General features: G+C 54.1%; 14 protein-coding genes. 10 read left to right on the top strand and 4 right to left on the bottom strand.

Features of this window, described 5'->3' with window-relative positions:
* Positions 1-302 precede the first annotated feature (302 nt).
* The 4 genes from J3P34_RS20600 to tsaD form a co-directional block, all read right to left on the bottom strand.
* The gene (locus J3P34_RS20600; protein ID WP_210490515.1) at positions 303-1,370 is read right to left on the bottom strand and encodes a mandelate racemase/muconate lactonizing enzyme family protein; all 1,068 of its coding nucleotides are present in this window, start codon (positions 1,368-1,370) and stop codon (positions 303-305) included.
* On the bottom strand, positions 1,367-2,440 hold the full coding sequence (locus J3P34_RS20595; RefSeq protein ID WP_210490513.1) for an N-acetyltransferase DgcN family protein: 1,074 nt from the start codon (positions 2,438-2,440) through the stop codon (positions 1,367-1,369). The genes J3P34_RS20600 and J3P34_RS20595 overlap by 4 nt, the downstream gene beginning before the upstream one ends.
* A gap of 91 nt (positions 2,441-2,531) precedes the next feature.
* Positions 2,532-4,064 (bottom strand): M14 family metallopeptidase, encoded by a 1,533-nt coding sequence (locus J3P34_RS20590; protein WP_246853825.1) that lies wholly within the window; start codon positions 4,062-4,064, stop codon positions 2,532-2,534.
* Between the two features lie 285 nt (positions 4,065-4,349).
* Positions 4,350-5,354 (bottom strand): tRNA (adenosine(37)-N6)-threonylcarbamoyltransferase complex transferase subunit TsaD, encoded by a 1,005-nt coding sequence (gene tsaD, locus J3P34_RS20585; protein WP_210490512.1) that lies wholly within the window; start codon positions 5,352-5,354, stop codon positions 4,350-4,352.
* Positions 5,355-5,471: 117 nt separating this feature from the next.
* Between tsaD and J3P34_RS22405 the strand changes: the two genes are divergently transcribed.
* The 10 genes from J3P34_RS22405 (at position 5,472) to J3P34_RS20535 (ending at position 16,284) form a co-directional block, all read left to right on the top strand.
* Positions 5,472-10,022 (top strand): translocation/assembly module TamB domain-containing protein, encoded by a 4,551-nt coding sequence (locus tag J3P34_RS22405; protein WP_210490511.1) that lies wholly within the window; start codon positions 5,472-5,474, stop codon positions 10,020-10,022.
* 217 nt (positions 10,023-10,239) lie between these two features.
* Positions 10,240-11,139 (top strand): cell division protein FtsX, encoded by a 900-nt coding sequence (locus J3P34_RS20575; RefSeq protein ID WP_210490510.1) that lies wholly within the window; start codon positions 10,240-10,242, stop codon positions 11,137-11,139.
* Positions 11,140-11,153: 14 nt separating this feature from the next.
* Positions 11,154-11,369 carry a DUF3098 domain-containing protein gene (locus tag J3P34_RS20570; protein ID WP_210490509.1) on the top strand — a complete coding sequence of 72 codons (216 nt, stop codon included), beginning with the start codon at positions 11,154-11,156 and terminating at the stop codon, positions 11,367-11,369.
* Complete coding sequence (locus J3P34_RS20565; protein WP_210490507.1) at positions 11,370-12,209, top strand: undecaprenyl-diphosphate phosphatase; 840 nt, start codon at positions 11,370-11,372, stop codon at positions 12,207-12,209. It begins immediately after the preceding gene.
* A gap of 2 nt (positions 12,210-12,211) precedes the next feature.
* Positions 12,212-12,922 (top strand): tRNA pseudouridine(55) synthase TruB, encoded by a 711-nt coding sequence (gene truB / locus J3P34_RS20560; RefSeq protein ID WP_210490506.1) that lies wholly within the window; start codon positions 12,212-12,214, stop codon positions 12,920-12,922.
* Complete coding sequence (locus tag J3P34_RS20555; protein WP_210490505.1) at positions 12,900-13,826, top strand: bifunctional riboflavin kinase/FAD synthetase; 927 nt, start codon at positions 12,900-12,902, stop codon at positions 13,824-13,826. Before truB ends, J3P34_RS20555 begins: the two co-directional genes overlap by 23 nt.
* Before the next feature lie 97 nt (positions 13,827-13,923).
* A complete protein-coding gene (locus J3P34_RS20550; protein WP_210490504.1) occupies positions 13,924-14,328 on the top strand; it encodes a hypothetical protein in 405 nt (134 codons plus the stop codon).
* A gap of 115 nt (positions 14,329-14,443) precedes the next feature.
* Positions 14,444-15,136, top strand: coding sequence for a CoA transferase subunit A (locus tag J3P34_RS20545; protein ID WP_210490503.1), 693 nt, complete (start codon positions 14,444-14,446; stop codon positions 15,134-15,136).
* A gap of 88 nt (positions 15,137-15,224) precedes the next feature.
* Positions 15,225-15,506 carry a four helix bundle protein gene (locus tag J3P34_RS20540; protein WP_345890387.1) on the top strand — a complete coding sequence of 94 codons (282 nt, stop codon included), beginning with the start codon at positions 15,225-15,227 and terminating at the stop codon, positions 15,504-15,506.
* Between the two features lie 121 nt (positions 15,507-15,627).
* Positions 15,628-16,284 (top strand): CoA transferase subunit B, encoded by a 657-nt coding sequence (locus tag J3P34_RS20535; RefSeq protein WP_210490501.1) that lies wholly within the window; start codon positions 15,628-15,630, stop codon positions 16,282-16,284.
* Positions 16,285-16,297 lie beyond the last annotated feature (13 nt).

The following is a 16,297-nucleotide window of genomic DNA, read 5'->3' as shown; positions in this document are numbered from 1 at the left end:
TGAGTGAATGCGAGATTTAGAGAATGAGTGATTGATTTTTATTCAGTGTTGCGCCAGCGCTTTTCTTCGCTCAGATTCAAGGCAAAACTGACCGAAAGATACACAGCCGGAAAATAAAAACCGCAGGCGCGTCTAGACGGACCTGCGGTTTTATAGAAGGAATCGTTTTGTTCTTGTTTTACATCTCGTGAGGGGGACTTGCTTGCGAAATCGTTTATAGGGACATTTTCAGAAAACGCCTTGAAAACCGTTCATCAAGGCGTAAGCCACCGCGTAAATCCATAGGAAAATCCACTCACTCACTAAATCCGCTCCACACCTAAGCCGGGTTTGCCGTTGGGGCGCATGATTCCGTTCTCCAGGATAAACCCACCCGAGACTACATCGCGGGCCAGGTCCAGGCTGCCGTCAAGGTCAATAAAGCGGGTGTTGGCGCAGGAGAAAGCCACGTGCAAGGCCCCCGAGATACTCACTATGCTTTCATCATTACAACCCCACATAAGGTCAATACCGGCTTGCTGCGCTATGGTGGCAATCTGCCGGGCCGCATACACGCCGCCGCATTTCATGAGTTTGATGTTATAGATGCCGCAGGCACGCGGCGGCGTGGCCAGTTGAAACGCATCCAGGGGAGAAAGCAACGATTCATCAGCGGCCACCAAATCTTTGACGGCATCAGGCAATTCCCGCAGGTCATCAATCATGGGGGCGGGCAGCGGCTGCTCTATCAGTTCAATGTCCAGCGGTTGGGCCTGGGTGCAGAAGTTGGCCAGGTCATAGGTCGTCCAGCCCTGGTTTGCGTCTATCCTGATGGTGACTTTGTTGCCGTGGGCTTCGCGCAGTTTCACCAGCCGTTCCAGGTCCTGCCCCACGCTTTCGCCCACCTTCACCTTGAGGTGCGTAAAGCCGCGGCCCACGTACTCCTCGGCCTCGGCCAGGGTTTCCGCCACAGATTTGATCCCGATGGTGATAGAGGTAGGCAAAGAATCCAGGCGCTGACCCAGGAAGGACACCAGCGGCACGCCCAGGAATTTGGTGAACAGATCATGCAGGGCAATATCCAGGGCGGCGCGGGCTGCCGGATTATGAGTAAGGCGCACGGGCAACTCGGCGCAGATGGCCTGGAACTCCCGCAGGTCGCGGCCCAGGAGCCACTCCAGGTGCTCGGGTTGCAGCACGGCCAATGTCTGGGACAGCTCCTCTCCCACTACCTCTTTGCTGGGGTTCCCCGCGCCTATGCCCGTAAGGCCGTTTTCCGCCACCAGTTCCACCAGCACGTTCTCTACCGCCGATACGGTTTTAAAGGCAATAGTATATGGACGGGTAAGTTCAAGATCGGCTTTCCAGACGTTGATTTCCTTTATCTTCATACCGCCGAGGCCTCTTTCTCCAAAACTTCTTTCACCAGGTCTATGATCTGACCCACGCCCTCTTCCAGCGGCAGCACCACCGGGATGTTCAGTTCTTCCTGGTATTGCTTCTGGTATTCACGGGCTTGTTCCAAAGTAAGCCCCGCGGTATTGAGGGTAAGGGCCAGCACTTTGGCGCCGTACAGTTCAATCAACTGGATCTCGGTGGAAACCGGCGGGATTTTGATGCCCCATTCTTCGTTGTCGTCAAAGTAGACCCGGGCAGGCGCGTGCTGCAACACCACATATTTCACCTGCCCAGAAACCAAATATTCAGAGCCGCAGGGGCCGCTTGGGTTGCGCAGGGCGGCCTGACCTTCTATGAAAAAGACATCGGGGCGGTTTTCCCAATAGCTGGAGAGGATGGCGTGCTCCAGTTCCCCCGATACGAAATCATTGTAGGTAGAATCCAGGATAAAGCCTTTGCCCCGTCCCTGCATCCAGCCGGTCTGGCCGGTGAAGATCATCTGGGCTTTGAGGCCGGCGGCCTCGGCGGCCTGGGTGAGCAGCCGGGTGGTGGTGCGCTTGCCCATGCGTACATCGGTGCCCAGCACGGCCACGCGCGGCGCCCGAACGTCTTTGATCTTGCCGGTCCAGAAATGCAGCTCACTTTTAGGTTTGGGCTTGCGCACGTCAATGAGTTGTACGCCGTGTTCCTGCGCCAGCGCGGCCAGTTCGGGCATGTCACTGATGTACTCATGCAAACCACTCACAATGTGCATCTTCTCCCTGATGGCCTGGGCAATGGTCTCCTGCATGCTGGCGGGTAGTTTCCCGCCCTTCGGGGCGATGCCCACAAGGCAGTACTGCGCTGTTTCGGGGCTGTTTTTAAGAAAATCGGCTAAATCTGCGTACACCGGAATATTGCGTTTCTGGCCGTCCACTACTTCGCCGGCATCAAGTCCGGCGCATTCCGCGTCTATGACGCCAATGATGCGGAACCGCTCCGTGCCCCTGATGAGGCCGTGCGCGGTTTTGGCAGGATACTGTCTGAGCAGTCCATCGGTAAGGATAATGGCATTTCCGTCCATTGTAAAGATGTGTTTTGGGAGAGAATGATGAAGGAGTTTAAGGTTTGTTTAAGGGCCGATTTCTCTAAAACGGCCCCTAAACAGTAAGATATTATAAAACCAAGCCGTGGAAGAGCGCAGGCATCTCTTTGCTCAGGTCATAGATGAACCCGTTGACAATAGCGTAGCGTACCTGCCCGTCTGGGGTTCTGAGGGTGAAGTTGGCGCCCCGGTCCAAAGCCAATGAGTGGTTTACTTTTCCGTTCACTGCCACCACGTTCAGGCGCAAATCCACTGGGTTGTATTCCACTGGAATTTTCTGGAGCCTTACGGTGGTGTAGCCAGAGGCCAGCAACTCGCGGGTTCGTTCAGGGGTGAGGACCTCTACGTTGTCCAGTGGGGTTTCGTAGACTTTGCCGGGCGTCAGGACCAAGCCATCGGCGTTGACTTCCTCGTAGCCGGAGAACACGCTCATGTCGCCTATCTCCTCCACCGAACTGCGGTGGAAAAAGCCCTGAGGCGTGTTGGCGTTGCTTTCATTCCGTAGAATACCTATGTCTAGCAGCGTGTCGCGGCCCTGGTCACGGTAGCGCACTTTCCGCAGCACCACGTCAAACAGGTAACGCTCATTCTGCGGAATTTTGAAGTAGTCCTTCTTGTCATAGCGGGTGTAGCCTTGCTCGCCAATGATTTGCAGCGCAGAAAGGATTGCCGCGAAGTTCAGCTGCCGGATGTACTGCTTCTCCGGATCGCCCTGGTATCCCCCGGATTCAATTAGGATGAGGCTGGTGCCCCACTTCTGGATATTGTCACCGAAGGCCCTGGGCTCATGCTCATCTGAGTACTTGGCCACCTGCCCGGGTATAAACTGCTGGATGCTCTCGTTCATGCCTACAATGGTGCGCATGGCCCGCTCCCGCACAGGATTTATGGTCTGGGCGTGGTTGAAGGCCGGAGCCAGGAACGAGATGGTGGCCGGTTTGCCGGTGGCGCCCACTGTGTACAGGCGGCTCTGGTCATGCAGGTTGAACCCGAAATCAGGTTTGATGCTGTCGCGTAGGGACTTGAGAAGCTTGGCCTCAGGACTCTGCAGGCGCAGCGCGTCGCGGTTCAGGTCAATCTCCAGGGCATTGCGGCGTATGAACCGCTCGGCACCATCGGGGTTGAGCATGGGCACGAAGTACAGCGTGTTGTTCTTCAGGATCTCCTGCCGGATGGGATCCAACTCATCAGAGGCTTGCAGGAAGTTGAAGATGTCCAGCAGCGCCATGGTGGCCGTGGACTCATCGCCGTGCATCTGCGACCAAAGCAGGACCTTGTTTTTGCCCGTGCCAGCCTTTACCAGGTAGATATCGCGTTTCTCCACGGATTTGCCCGCCACCTGCACCTGGAACAAGGGGTTCTGCCGAAGCTTCTCCAACAGCGGCACCAGGTCTTTGTGCTTGAACCGGCGGTGGGTTATACTGGCTTCTTTATAGCGCCCGTGTTCATCAAATACTAGTCGGGCCATTTCAGCGGGTTGGTTGCTTACGGAGATTTTGCTGGCCTTGGACGGAGGATTGCTCTTCCCGGAGACCATACTGCTTTGGCACTGGGTACCCAAAAGTGTCATGAAAGATAAAAGGTAAATGAGGGGTTTTCGCATGGTACCACAAGCTGTTTTAAGTGGTGGCAACTCAGCAAGCCCAAGAAAGAGATTTACCTGTGGGCTGCCAAGAAAGTTAAGGGCGTTAATGTAAGTACGATTTCCGGGTTCATGAAAAGATTTCCGCAGAAATTGCCCCGCTGCGCACCAGACGCACCTTGGCCCTACCCTATTTCCTGCAGGATGGTATTGAATATCAGGTTAGGTCAATGAAGAGTACTTGGTAAAAGCACGAAGCCGTTTTAAGGCCGATTTTCACAAATTGGGCTTAAAACGGCTTTGCGATTACACCTTCAGCCTTGGATCTGGGCTGGCGTATTGGGTGGTGAAGTCGCCGGCGAGGAACTGGTAGTGGGCGGCCATGGCGATCATGGCGGCGTTATCGGTGCAGTACTCAAAGGCGGGGATGTAGACGTTCCAGCCGTGTTTCTGGGCGTATTCCTGTAAAGTAGCCCGTAAACCCGAGTTCGCCGAGACGCCCCCGGCGATAGCGATTTCCTTGATGCCCTGCTCCTTGGCGGCCAGCACCAGTTTCTTCATGAGCGTCTGGATCAAAGCCCACTGGATGCTGGCGCAAATATCCGCCAGGTTGTGCTCTACGAAGTCAGGATCGGCGGCGGTGTTCTTCTTCACGAAGTTGAGGATGGAAGTCTTGATGCCGCTGAAAGAGAAATCGTAGCCATCCATGTTCACGATGGGGAACGGGAATCGGTTAGGGTCACCGGTGGAAGCCAGTTTGTCCAGCATGGGTCCGCCAGGGTACGGAAGCCCCAACAGTTTGGCAGATTTATCGAAGGCCTCGCCCACGGCGTCATCGGTGGTCTGGCCCAGCACTTCCATGTCCAGGTGGCTGCGCACGAGCACAATCTGGGTGTGGCCGCCGCTCACGGTGAGGCACAGGAACGGGAAACTGGGCTTAGGATCGTCAATGAAATGGGCCAGGATGTGGGCCTGCATGTGGTTCACCTCAATGAGCGGTAAATCAAGGCCTAAGGCAAATGATTTGGCGAAGGAACAGCCTACGAGCAAGGCACCTAAAAGTCCTGGACCGCGGGTAAAAGCCACCGCATCTAATTGGCTTTTTGCTATATTTGCTTTTTGCAAAGCCTGGGAAACCACGGGGATGATGTTTTGCTGGTGCGCCCGCGAGGCTAACTCTGGCACCACGCCACCGTATTGCTCATGGATTGCCTGCGTGGCTACAATGTTTGACAACACGTGGCCGTTTTGAATGACAGAGGCCGAGGTTTCATCACAGGACGATTCTATTGCTAAAATTGTAGGGTTCATAATCCGTTGGAGACGCAAGACCAAGAAGAGACGCTAGAAAAAAAGAAAAACTACCCGCAAGTTATAGCAAAAGCTCTGTTAAAAATAATTCTGGGCCTGCTAATCCTGGTGGTAGTAGTGGCGGGTACCCTCGTCCTGGCGCTGCGTTTTCCGTCGGTTCAGACCAAAGTAGCCCAGAAAGCGGCCAAGACCCTCTCCCAGACCATCCACCACCAGGTCACCATCGGGAGCGTGGACATTAGGTTCTTCAAGAGCGTGCTGCTCAACGATGTGCGGGTGCTGGACCGCCAGAAAAAGACGCTCTTCTACGTGGGCGAAGTGGATGCGAACATCGGCTTTTTCCAACTCTTCAAGGCTGACAAGTGGCGCATTCCGGTAGGAAGTGACAAAGTTCTGGCCATCCCCACCGTGAAATTCCAGCCCGACCGGCTGCACATCGCCTCGCTCACCCTTACCCGGCCCGAGGCCAACCTCATCAAATACGAAGGCACCGATACGCTCAACATGAGCACGTTCATTACGGCTTTGTCTAACCTCATCACCAAAGACACCACCAAGGCCAAAACGCCCTTCGATTTCAAGATTGACGAGATTGTTCTGAAGGATGGGCTTTTCACCTACCACAACTACAACTCACCCCGCACTGACTATGGCCTGGACTACCAGCACATGGACCTGGAGCGGATTAATGGCCGTTTTTCGGAAATCAACCTCAAAGGAGACACCATCCATACCGTGGTCACCAGCCTCACCACTATGGACCGGAATTCCAAAACCTACCTCAAAGACCTGGACACCCGCATGACGTTCGCCCCTACTTTTTGGGAGTGGGACAACCTGAACCTGCGCGTGAACAACAGCCACCTGGCCAAATACGTGCGCTTTGACTACCGGGTCTTCTGGAATTTCAAGGAGTTCAACGACAGCATGAACGTGACGGCCAACTTTGACAGCACCTACGTCACCTCAGATGACATCGCCCTTTTTGCCCCGGTTTTGAAAGACTTGAACGAAAAGGTGCTGCTCTCCGGTAAGGTCAAAGGCAAGGTGCGGAACTTCGATGCCCGGGACATAGACCTGCGCTACGGCCAGTACACCCACATCACCGGCGATGTCTCGGCCGACGGTTTGCCCAATTTCAAGAACACCTTCGCCGATCTGCACCTGGGGCCCAGCTCCATCAATGCCAGGGACATTAAGAAGTTCCTGCCCAACAAAGCCTATGAGATGGCGGCCCGGGCGGGCACCGTGCGGCTAGAAGGCGAATTCACCGGTTTCTACAATGACTTCGTGGCCAACGGCTCCTTTAAAACCCCGCTAGGGAACCTGGTCTCCGATATCAACCTCAAGTTTGACAAGAACAACATTGACCGCTCGGCGTACCGGGGTTACCTGCGCACGGGCGGTTTTGACGTGGGTGGTTTGTTGGGTGACCGCAGCGTACTGAAAAAAGTAGCATTAGATGGCAGGTTGCAGGGCAGCGGTTTCAGTCTGGAGACGGCCCGCCTGAACATGGACGCCAAGATCAACGCCATTGACCTCAACAACTACAACTTCCGCAACATTGTGGTGAACGGTGACCTGAGCCGCCAGACCTTTAATGGCGACCTCAGCATTAATGACCCCAACCTGAAAATGTCGGCCACGGGCCAGATCAATATGCAGAACAACCGTCAGGTCTTTGACCTGAAAACCAACATCAAAACCGCCGATCTGCGTGCCCTGGGCTTCACCAAACAAGGTATTGTGGTATCTACCGTCGCTGACGTTGACTTCACGGGCATTAAGCTGGACGAGATTCATGGGTTGGCCAACTTCAAGAACACCAAACTGCTGTACAGCGGCAAGCAGGTAGCCATTGACTCGCTTTCCATTGAGTCGCACTTTCATAATGGTATCCGGGAGCTGCACGTGGGCTCTGAGGTGCTGGCGCTGCAGTTGGGCGGTAATTTCCTGTACTCCACTTTCTTCCGTGACCTGGAGACGCTTTATGAAGAATACCGCCTGAACCTGGAGAACAACCCCTTAAGAATAGACAACTACTACCGCCGTAAGTCCCCTATTCCCCCGGCTTATTACGAGGTGGATTTGGATGTGCACCTGCGGCGAATCAACCCGGTGCTGCACGCCTTTTTGCCCGATGTTTCCATCTCTGACTTTTCTACTATGAAAGGTACTTTCCGAAACGGGCCTACCACCATGTTAACACTTGTAAGCCAGATAGATACCATCTTCTACGGCAAGAATGAGTTTTACGGCAATAACCTGGAAGTCACCTCCTCCAAGCTCTGGAATAGCCCCGATGTGCTGGCCAACACCCTCATCACTTCTGAGCGGCAGAAACTGGGCAGCGCCGGCGATACCGAGAAGCTGTATGTGGAAGGCGTCTGGAGCGACCGCCTCATCAGGTTCTCCAGCAACATCGCCCAGACGGGCACCACCAACCGCGCCAACATCAGCGGGAACGTGTCTTTTGAGCGGGACCAGATCCAGGTGGTCTTCAACCAGTCCAACATCAACGTGCTGGACAAAGTCTGGAACATCTCGCCCAACAACACCATTGTGTTTGACGGCGGAGCCGTGCGTTTTGATAACGTGACCCTGTCCAACGGGCCGCAGAGCGTGAACATCTTCGGGGTGCTGTCCCGGAATCCGCAGGACCTGCTCACGGTGAGTCTGGCCAATTTCCGGCTGGAGAATCTGAACCCGCTCCTCCCAGACAAAATAGACGGCCGCCTGAATGCCGAGCTGCAGATCCGGGACCTCTACAATGAAATACAGCTGTCATCGCAACTGGCCGTGGACACATTTATGATTGGGAATCAGCTCATCGGTAACGTAGCGGGCACCACCAGTTGGGAAAACCGCCTGCACCGCATGAACGTGGACCTGGGCATCAGCCGCGAAAACAAGAAAGTGCTCTCCCTCACAGGTACCTATGCCCCCAGTGCCCCAAAAGATGAACTGGACCTTTTGGCCGTCTTAGACGATGCCCAGATGAAACTGGTAGAGCCAATTCTCAAAACCATCATGTCTGACCTGGGCGGAACCATGGACGGCCGCGTGCGGATCTCGGGGAGACTCTCCGGGCCCATCCTGAAAGGCTCGGTGATGGTCACCGATGGCTCTTTTGTGTTCAATTACCTCAAAACAAAGTACACTTTCTCTGACCGCGTCTATTTCACTGAGAATGACATTTCTTTCCAGAATGTGCGCGTGCGAGACATCTATAACAACGTGGCCGTGCTCAACGGTGGCATTTTCCATGATGGCTTCCAGAACATGGTGCTGGACCTCAGGGCCCGGTTCAACAAGTTCATGGTTTTGAACACCACCCGTGCCGATAACCCGCTGTACTACGGAACCGCCTTCGCCACGGGCGAGGTTACCGCGCTGGGCGCCACCTCTAACCTGCAGGTGAATGTGACCGCCCGCAGCGAGGAACGCACCAACATCGCCATTCCGCTGGATAACACCACCGCCCTGGAACGGCAGAACTTCATCACGTTCGTGAACAACAACCCCGCCCGGCAGGATACCACCACTGCCCGGGACACCACCCTGGTGAAAAGAGGCGTGGATCTGAGCGGCATCCGGCTTAACTTCAACCTGGACGTGAATGAGAACGCCTACATAGAACTCATCTTTGACGAGCGTACGGGAGATATCATCCGGGGCCGGGGCCGCGGCAACCTCCGGATGGAGATTGACACCCGCGGTGAGTTTGCCATGTACGGGAACTACGAGATCGTGCAGGGTCGCTACAACTTCACCCTGCTGGGCGTGATCAACAAGGAATTCAACGTGCGGCCCGGCGGCACCGTCACCTGGAACGGCGACCCGCTGGAAGGGCTCCTCAACATCACCGCCGAGTACACCCAACGGGTTTCCCTGGCTCCTATTCTGGCTGATTTAAGTGAGCAGCAGCAGCAGAGTGCGGCGGCGCGCTCCCGCTACCCGGTAACGGCCGTAATGGACCTGGACGGGCCGCTCACCACCCCCCAAATCAGGCTGAACCTGGAGTTCAATGATACGCCCAGCTTGCTGGAAGACCAGATCACCCGCTACCTGAACAACATCAGGAACGATGAACAGGAACTGAACCGCCAGGTCTTCTCCTTGCTGGCTTTCAAGCGATTATCAGCCAGGGATGAATTACAGGTAGGTCTGGGCGTGGGGGATCTGGGCAGCAGCGTGGGCGAGCTTTTCTCAAACCAGCTCAGCTATTGGCTCTCGCAGATAGACAGCAATCTGGAAGTGGACATTGGGGTGAGCGGCAACGGAAACCAGGTTCTGGACGATGTGCAGCTGCGGCTGAGCTATACTTTCCTGGAGGGTCGCCTCAAAGTAACCCGCGAGGGCAGCGTAAACAACAACCGCCTGGGCAACAATCGCTCCACCGCCGCCGGCGACTGGTCAGTGGAGTATTACCTGAGCCAGAGTGGTCAGTTAAGGCTGCGGGCCACCTACGAGACTACCCCGCGGGACTTCGAGGCGAACGCCACCGCCAGCCGCCAGACCGTAAGCGTGCTGCACCAGGCCAACTTTGACCGTTTCGGGGAGCTTTTCCGGCGCCGCAAGCTGAGTAAGCGAGCCCAACGCGCCGCCGAGCGTGAGCGCATCCTGCAAATCCAGGATGATACACCTACCAGCATCCAGGACCTTTAAGATGGTTTAGGGTCTGTTTCTGAAAAATCGGCCCTAAATCAGGCAGTAAAAACCTTTCAGAGGACAGAAGAAGCTGGTTTCAGGTAGTTAAAAAGTGAATCGGCAGAGGCTTGGGCAAGGCCTCGGTTTTAGGACTCTTTTTCAGAAATCAGGGGAAAAACGGCTGGTGCGCCGTTCTTCTTCTAAATAATTACTATTTTTGCCGGCACACGTTTTTATGGCTGCTAAACCGCTCAAACATACCCGCAAGAAAAAGCTAGGCAATTACCCGCACACCATGGTGATCTTCAGTATCACGTTGGCGTTGTTTGTAATAGGTTCCTTTGGGCTGCTGCTCATCCATGCCGGCAAGCTTTCTAACCTGGTGAAACAGAATATAGAAGTGCAGGTGTACCTGGACCGCGACATTACCCCGCTGGAGGTGGAGAAGCTGAAAAAGACGCTGGGCCGCAAAGAGTACATCGCCTATGAGGAAAACCAACCCCAGGTCCTGTTCATGTCCAAAGAGCAGGGCGCCAAAGAATTCATAGACGAGAGCGGCGAGGATTTCCTCACCTTCCTGGGCGAAAACCCGCTCCGCGACGCCTTTATCCTGCGCATTAACCCTGAGTTTGCCACCTCTGAAAACCTCAAAAAGATAAAGCAGGACCTTCAGAACACCCTGGGTGTGTACGAAGTGGATTACGTGGAAAGCCTTATAGATTCCATCAACCATAACCTGCGCCGGGTGAGCATCGTACTGCTGGCCTTCGCGGGCATTCTGGTGCTGGTGGTCATCATCCTTATCAACAACACCATTAAACTGGCCCTTTTCTCCCAGCGCTTCCTTATCAGGAGCATGCAGTTGGTGGGCGCCACTTCCTTTTTCATTCAGCGTCCGTTCCTGAACCGGGCTACTTTCCAGGGCTTAGTAAGCGGGGCACTGGCCTCCATCCTGCTCTATGCTTTGCTTCAGTACGCCTACCACGAGATTAGCGAACTCTACCTGCTCCGTGATGAGCGCCAGATGCTGCTGCTCATGGCCGCGTTGCTGATTCTGGGCGGGGTGCTGGGCTTTTTCAGTTCTTACCGGGCGGTTAAAAAGTACCTCCGGGCTTCTCTAGACGATTTATATTAAAGACAATATCCTTTATGGAAAACAAGACCCCCTTTTCTTTCGGTCGGCGCAATTACCAGATTATGATTTTAGGTTTAGTGGTGATGGCCATTGGGTTCATACTCATGGCTATGGACACTGAGCCGTATGGTTACGGTTTCCTGGGACTCACCCTGGGGCCTATTGTTTTGGTGGTAGGTTTCATTATCCAATTCTTCGCTATTCTGGCAAAACCCCGCAAAAACGTTTAAATGAGTATTTGGCAAGCCATCATCCTGGCCATAGTGGAAGGATTGACGGAGTTTTTACCGGTGTCATCTACCGGGCATATGGTCATCGCCTCCAGCCTGATGGGCATCAGTGCTTTTCAGTTCACCAAGATGTTTACCGTGGCCATCCAGTTTGGGGCTATCCTGTCTGTGGTGGTGCTGTACTGGAGACGGTTCATCAATTCCTTTGACTTCTATAAAAAATTGATGGTAGCCGTGATTCCGGCGCTGGCCATTGGTTTTGTGCTGAAGGACGTTATTGACGCCATGCTGGAGCGGGTGGAGATTGTAGCCATAAGTCTATTGTTGGGCGGCTTGATCCTCATCTTTGTGGACCGTTGGTTCAAAGCAGGTCCAAGGCCGGTGACTACCCCCAGCTATAAGAATGCGTTAGTGGTGGGCCTGTTTCAGTGTATTGCCATGATTCCAGGGGTTTCCCGGTCGGCTTCTTCCATCATTGGGGGACTTACCCAGCACATGACTCGCAAATCGGCGGCTGAGTTCTCTTTTTTCATGGCCGTTCCCACCATGCTGGCTGCCGCTACCTACACCGTCCTCACCGATCTGCTGCACCTGGAGATTTCAGACGTAGTTAAGTTTAACCTCCCCAAGATCCAGGCGGGCTTTGCCTCCATCACCCCGCAGGAGTGGCAGGTGCTGGCGGTTGGCAATATAGTGGCGTTTCTGGTAGCCATGGCGGCCATCCAGTTCTTTGTAGGCTTCCTGACCAAACACGGCTTTAAGCTGTTTGGCTACTACCGCATTCTGGTGGGCCTGGTGATTCTGTTGTTATTGTCCATGGGGGTTGATATTCAGTTATAGTAATGCAGGAAACTCCGTATGATTTTGAGGCCGGGGCCATTCTTTTGATAGACAAGCCCCTTACCTGGACCTCCTTTGACGTGGTCAAGAAAACCAAGTACGCTCTTCGCATCAAGAAAATAGGCCACGCTGGCACGTTGGACCCATTGGCCACTGGCTTGCTGATTTTGTGCACCGGTAAGTTCACCAAGCGCATTGAAGAAATCCAGGCGCAGGAAAAAGAATACACCGGCACGTTCGTCCTGGGCCACACTACGTCTTCCTTCGATCTGGAAACCGAGATAGATAGCACCGCTCCTACAGAGCACCTTACCGAGGAAATGCTAAGAGAGGCCGCTACTTCTTTCCTGGGCGAAATCGACCAGACCCCTCCTATTTACTCGGCGGTGAAGGTGAACGGCGAGCGAGCCTATGCCCTGGCTCGCCGTGGCGAGGAAGCCGAGATCAAATCCAAGCGCATCACCATCAAAGAGTTTACGCTTACCGGCGTGGAGGGCAACCAAGTGCACTTTAAGGTAGTATGCTCCAAAGGAACCTATATCCGTAGTTTGGCGCGGGACTTTGGTCTTAAACTGGGCTGCGGGGCTTACCTCTCCAAGTTGGTGCGGACCCGCATTGGGGACTACCGTTTGGAGGATGCCATGAGCTTAGATCAACTTCAGGAGCTCCGCGAAAAACAACAGGCGCACTATGATCGTCATCCGGGAGCTTAAAGACTTTCCTTCCCTTTCCCATGCCGTAGTCACCTCCGGTACGTTTGATGGCGTCCATATAGGCCACCAGAAGATCCTGTCCCGGCTTATTGAGGCTGCCCGCCAATGCGATGGGCAGAGCGTGGTGATTAGCTATTGGCCCCACCCGCGCACCGTGCTGCACCCCGAGGACAGTTCCCTCCACCTGCTTTCCACCATTGAGGAACGGATTGAGGCCCTGAGAGCTTTTGGGGTGGATTACCTATTACTGCTGCCTTTCACCCGTGAGTTCGCGCAGCTCTCCTCAGAAGAATACATCCAGCAGATTCTGATCCAGGCCATCGGGACCAGGAAACTAGTAATTGGCTATGATCACCGTTTCGGGAAGAATCGGGAGGGCGGTTTTGACTACCTGCAGCAGAATGCCCAGCGGTACGGCTTCACTGTAGAGGAAATCCCGCGCCAAGATATTGACGCCGTGGGCGTGAGTTCCAGCAAAATCAGAACCGCACTGGAGCGCGGCGACGTGGTCACTGCCGCCAAATACCTGGGCAGACCTTATTCCCTTGCCGGTACCGTGGTCAAAGGCAAACAACTGGGCCGCACCATTGGCTACCCCACCGCCAACGTGGAGCCCCAGGAAAAGCTGAAGCTGGTGCCCGCCCAGGGCATCTATGCCGTCACAGTGCTAACGCCAATGGGCCGATTCAAGGGTATGCTGAGCATCGGCATGAACCCAACGGTGCAGGGCACAAAACAAACCATTGAAGTGAACATCTTTGATTTTGAGGCTGACCTGTACGGCGAGGAAATCACCCTTTCCTTTGTCTCCTACCTGCGCGCCGAAGAGAAATTCGATGGGTTGGAGGCACTTACCCAACAACTCCATTTAGACAAGGTAGCAGCCTTACAAGTGTTAGGATAAATCTGGCAAATCCGTAACTTCACCCCGGGCTTTCACGAAAAAGGAAGAGGGGTAAGGAAGCCGGGGGCTGGTTTTTCATCTAACACTAGACTGTTCCATGTTCAGAAGCATTCTCGCAGTTTTAGGCGGAACGGCGGTTGGCGTATTTACCATCAGCCTGGTCCAGACCATGAGCCAGCAGCTCTACCCTACTCCGGCGCAAATCATTGTTCCGGAAGTGAATGTCATAGCTGGTTCCCTTCCCGGATACCCCACTGAAGGTCTTTTAGTGAACTTACTAGGCTTTGCCCTGGGCTCTTTCTTCGGGGGTATGGTGGCAGCCAGGGTTACCCATCATAGATTAATTCTGCATGCCCTGCTGGTGGGCATCTTTTTACTGGCCATGGGCCTGGCCAATCTCCTGCCCGCTTCTTACCCGCTCTGGTTTAAAATAGTCGCTTTCCTCATTTTCCTGCCCATGGCTTACTTTGGCGGAATGATGTCGGCACGCCGCATGCCATGAGCTGGGTTCATTTCAAGACTGTTTTCTTAAAAAGAAGCCCTAACCAGAGGGATGGCCAGCAACTTCGCTTTATAAATAAAGATTATATACTTCCTACAGATACTGACCTAATTCTATGATAAACAAAGTAGTACAAGACGCCGCATCAGCCTGTGCAGACATCCCCGATGGCGCCACCCTCATGCTGGGCGGTTTCGGCCTGTGCGGTATCCCTGAGAACTCCATCCAGGAAATCCTGCGCAAAGGCATCAAAGACCTCACCTGTATCTCCAACAACGCCGGGGTAGACGACTTCGGCATCGGGTTGCTGTTGCAGCGGCGCCAGGTGAAAAAGATGATCTCCAGCTACGTAGGCGAAAATGCCGAGTTTGAGCGCCAGTTGCTTTCCAGCGAGTTGGAGGTGGAGTTGATTCCGCAGGGCACGTTGGCCGAGCGCATCAGGGCCGGCGGAGCGGGCATCCCAGCGTTCTTCACCCCGGCCGGCTACGGTACCGAGGTGGGTGAAGGCAAGGAAAGCCGCGAGTTCAACGGCAAGATGTACCTCATGGAATCCTGGCTCAAAGCCGATTTCGCGCTGGTGAAAGCCTGGAAGGGCGACACCGCCGGCAACCTCATCTACAAAGGCACCGCCCGTAACTTCAACCCCATGATGGCCACCGCCGGCAAGATCACCATCGCCGAGGTAGAGGAACTGGTCCCCGTAGGCGAACTGGACCCCAACATGATCCATACCCCCGGCATCTACGTCCAGCGCATTTTCCAAGGCAAAAATTACGAGAAACGCATTGAGCAAAGAACTACTCGTTAATGTGCTAATTTTTTAATGTGCTCATGTGCTATTCCTTGATAATTGATCAATAATGGAAAATGAGCCTGTTAAGAAAGGGAATGTCATTGTGGCAAAGTCATTTGACTTTGCCTTGTCAATCGTTCAATACAGCGAATCGCTGGAAGAACTTCGGAAGTTTGTGGTGGCCAACCAATTTTTGAAAAGCGGCACTTCTGTTGGCGCCAACGTCTGGGAAGCCCAGCACGCGGAGAGCCGCGCTGATTTTGTCCATAAACTCAAGATTGCCGCCAAAGAAGCAAATGAAACGGATTACTGGCTCTTGCTCAGTAAACACAGCCAACAGTATCCTACCATCGAGGACAGACTGGAGAAGCTGTTAGAACTATAGAAACTACTTTCCAGAATCATCTCCTCCTCAAAAATCAAATAGCACATTAACTAAATATCACATTTCACAATTAACCATTACAAATAGCACATCAGCACATTAACTCATTAGCACACTAACCATGGCTTTAGATAAACACGGCATTGCCAAACGGATTGCAAGGGAATTGCAGGAAGGATATTATGTGAACCTGGGCATCGGGATACCTACCCTGGTGGCCAACTATATCCCTGAGGGGATGAACGTGGTGCTGCAGAGCGAGAACGGGCTGCTGGGCATGGGGCCTTTTCCTACCGAGGAGGAGGTGGACCCAGACCTCATCAATGCCGGGAAACAGACGGTGACAACTTTACCGGGCTCGGCCATCTTCAGCTCCGCCGAGAGCTTCGGGATGATCAGGGGTGAGCATGTGCAGCTGACGGTGTTGGGTGCCATGGAGGTTTCGGAGCGCGGCGACATTGCCAACTGGAAAATACCGGGCAAGATGGTAAAAGGCATGGGAGGCGCCATGGATTTAGTGGCCTCGGCCAAAAACATCATCGTGGCCATGCAACATACGTCCAAAGACGGGCAATCAAAGCTTCTGAAAGACTGTACCCTGCCCATCACCGGCTTGCGTTGCGTGAAGAAAATTGTCACGGATTTGGCTGTGCTGGAAGTCACCGAGGATGGGTTCAAACTGCTGGAGCGGGCGCCCGGCGTCACCGTGGAGCAGATCAAAGCGGCCACCGCCGGAAAATTAACCGTGGAAGGTGAGATTCCGGAAATTAATGTGTAACTATCTTTGTTAC

The sequence above is a fragment of the Rufibacter aurantiacus genome (assembly GCF_017916345.1).
GTDB classification, from domain to species: Bacteria; Bacteroidota; Bacteroidia; order Cytophagales; family Hymenobacteraceae; genus Nibribacter; species Nibribacter roseolus.
This window is presented reverse-complemented; position numbering and strand designations above follow the sequence as displayed.

Coding starts and splice junctions, on each gene's coding strand:
- J3P34_RS20595 (WP_210490513.1), bottom strand. CDS start 2,440: ATGGACGGAAATGCCATTATCCTTACCGATGGACTGCTCAGACAGTAT.
- tsaD (WP_210490512.1), bottom strand. CDS start 5,354: ATGAACCCTACAATTTTAGCAATAGAATCGTCCTGTGATGAAACCTCG.
- J3P34_RS20570 (WP_210490509.1), top strand. CDS start 11,154: ATGGAAAACAAGACCCCCTTTTCTTTCGGTCGGCGCAATTACCAGATT.
- J3P34_RS20555 (WP_210490505.1), top strand. CDS start 12,900: ATGATCGTCATCCGGGAGCTTAAAGACTTTCCTTCCCTTTCCCATGCC.
- truB (WP_210490506.1), top strand. CDS start 12,212: ATGCAGGAAACTCCGTATGATTTTGAGGCCGGGGCCATTCTTTTGATA.
- J3P34_RS20545 (WP_210490503.1), top strand. CDS start 14,444: ATGATAAACAAAGTAGTACAAGACGCCGCATCAGCCTGTGCAGACATC.
- J3P34_RS20550 (WP_210490504.1), top strand. CDS start 13,924: ATGTTCAGAAGCATTCTCGCAGTTTTAGGCGGAACGGCGGTTGGCGTA.
- J3P34_RS20600 (WP_210490515.1), bottom strand. CDS start 1,370: ATGAAGATAAAGGAAATCAACGTCTGGAAAGCCGATCTTGAACTTACC.
- J3P34_RS20575 (WP_210490510.1), top strand. CDS start 10,240: ATGGCTGCTAAACCGCTCAAACATACCCGCAAGAAAAAGCTAGGCAAT.
- J3P34_RS20590 (WP_246853825.1), bottom strand. CDS start 4,064: ATGCGAAAACCCCTCATTTACCTTTTATCTTTCATGACACTTTTGGGT.
- J3P34_RS20565 (WP_210490507.1), top strand. CDS start 11,370: ATGAGTATTTGGCAAGCCATCATCCTGGCCATAGTGGAAGGATTGACG.
- J3P34_RS20535 (WP_210490501.1), top strand. CDS start 15,628: ATGGCTTTAGATAAACACGGCATTGCCAAACGGATTGCAAGGGAATTG.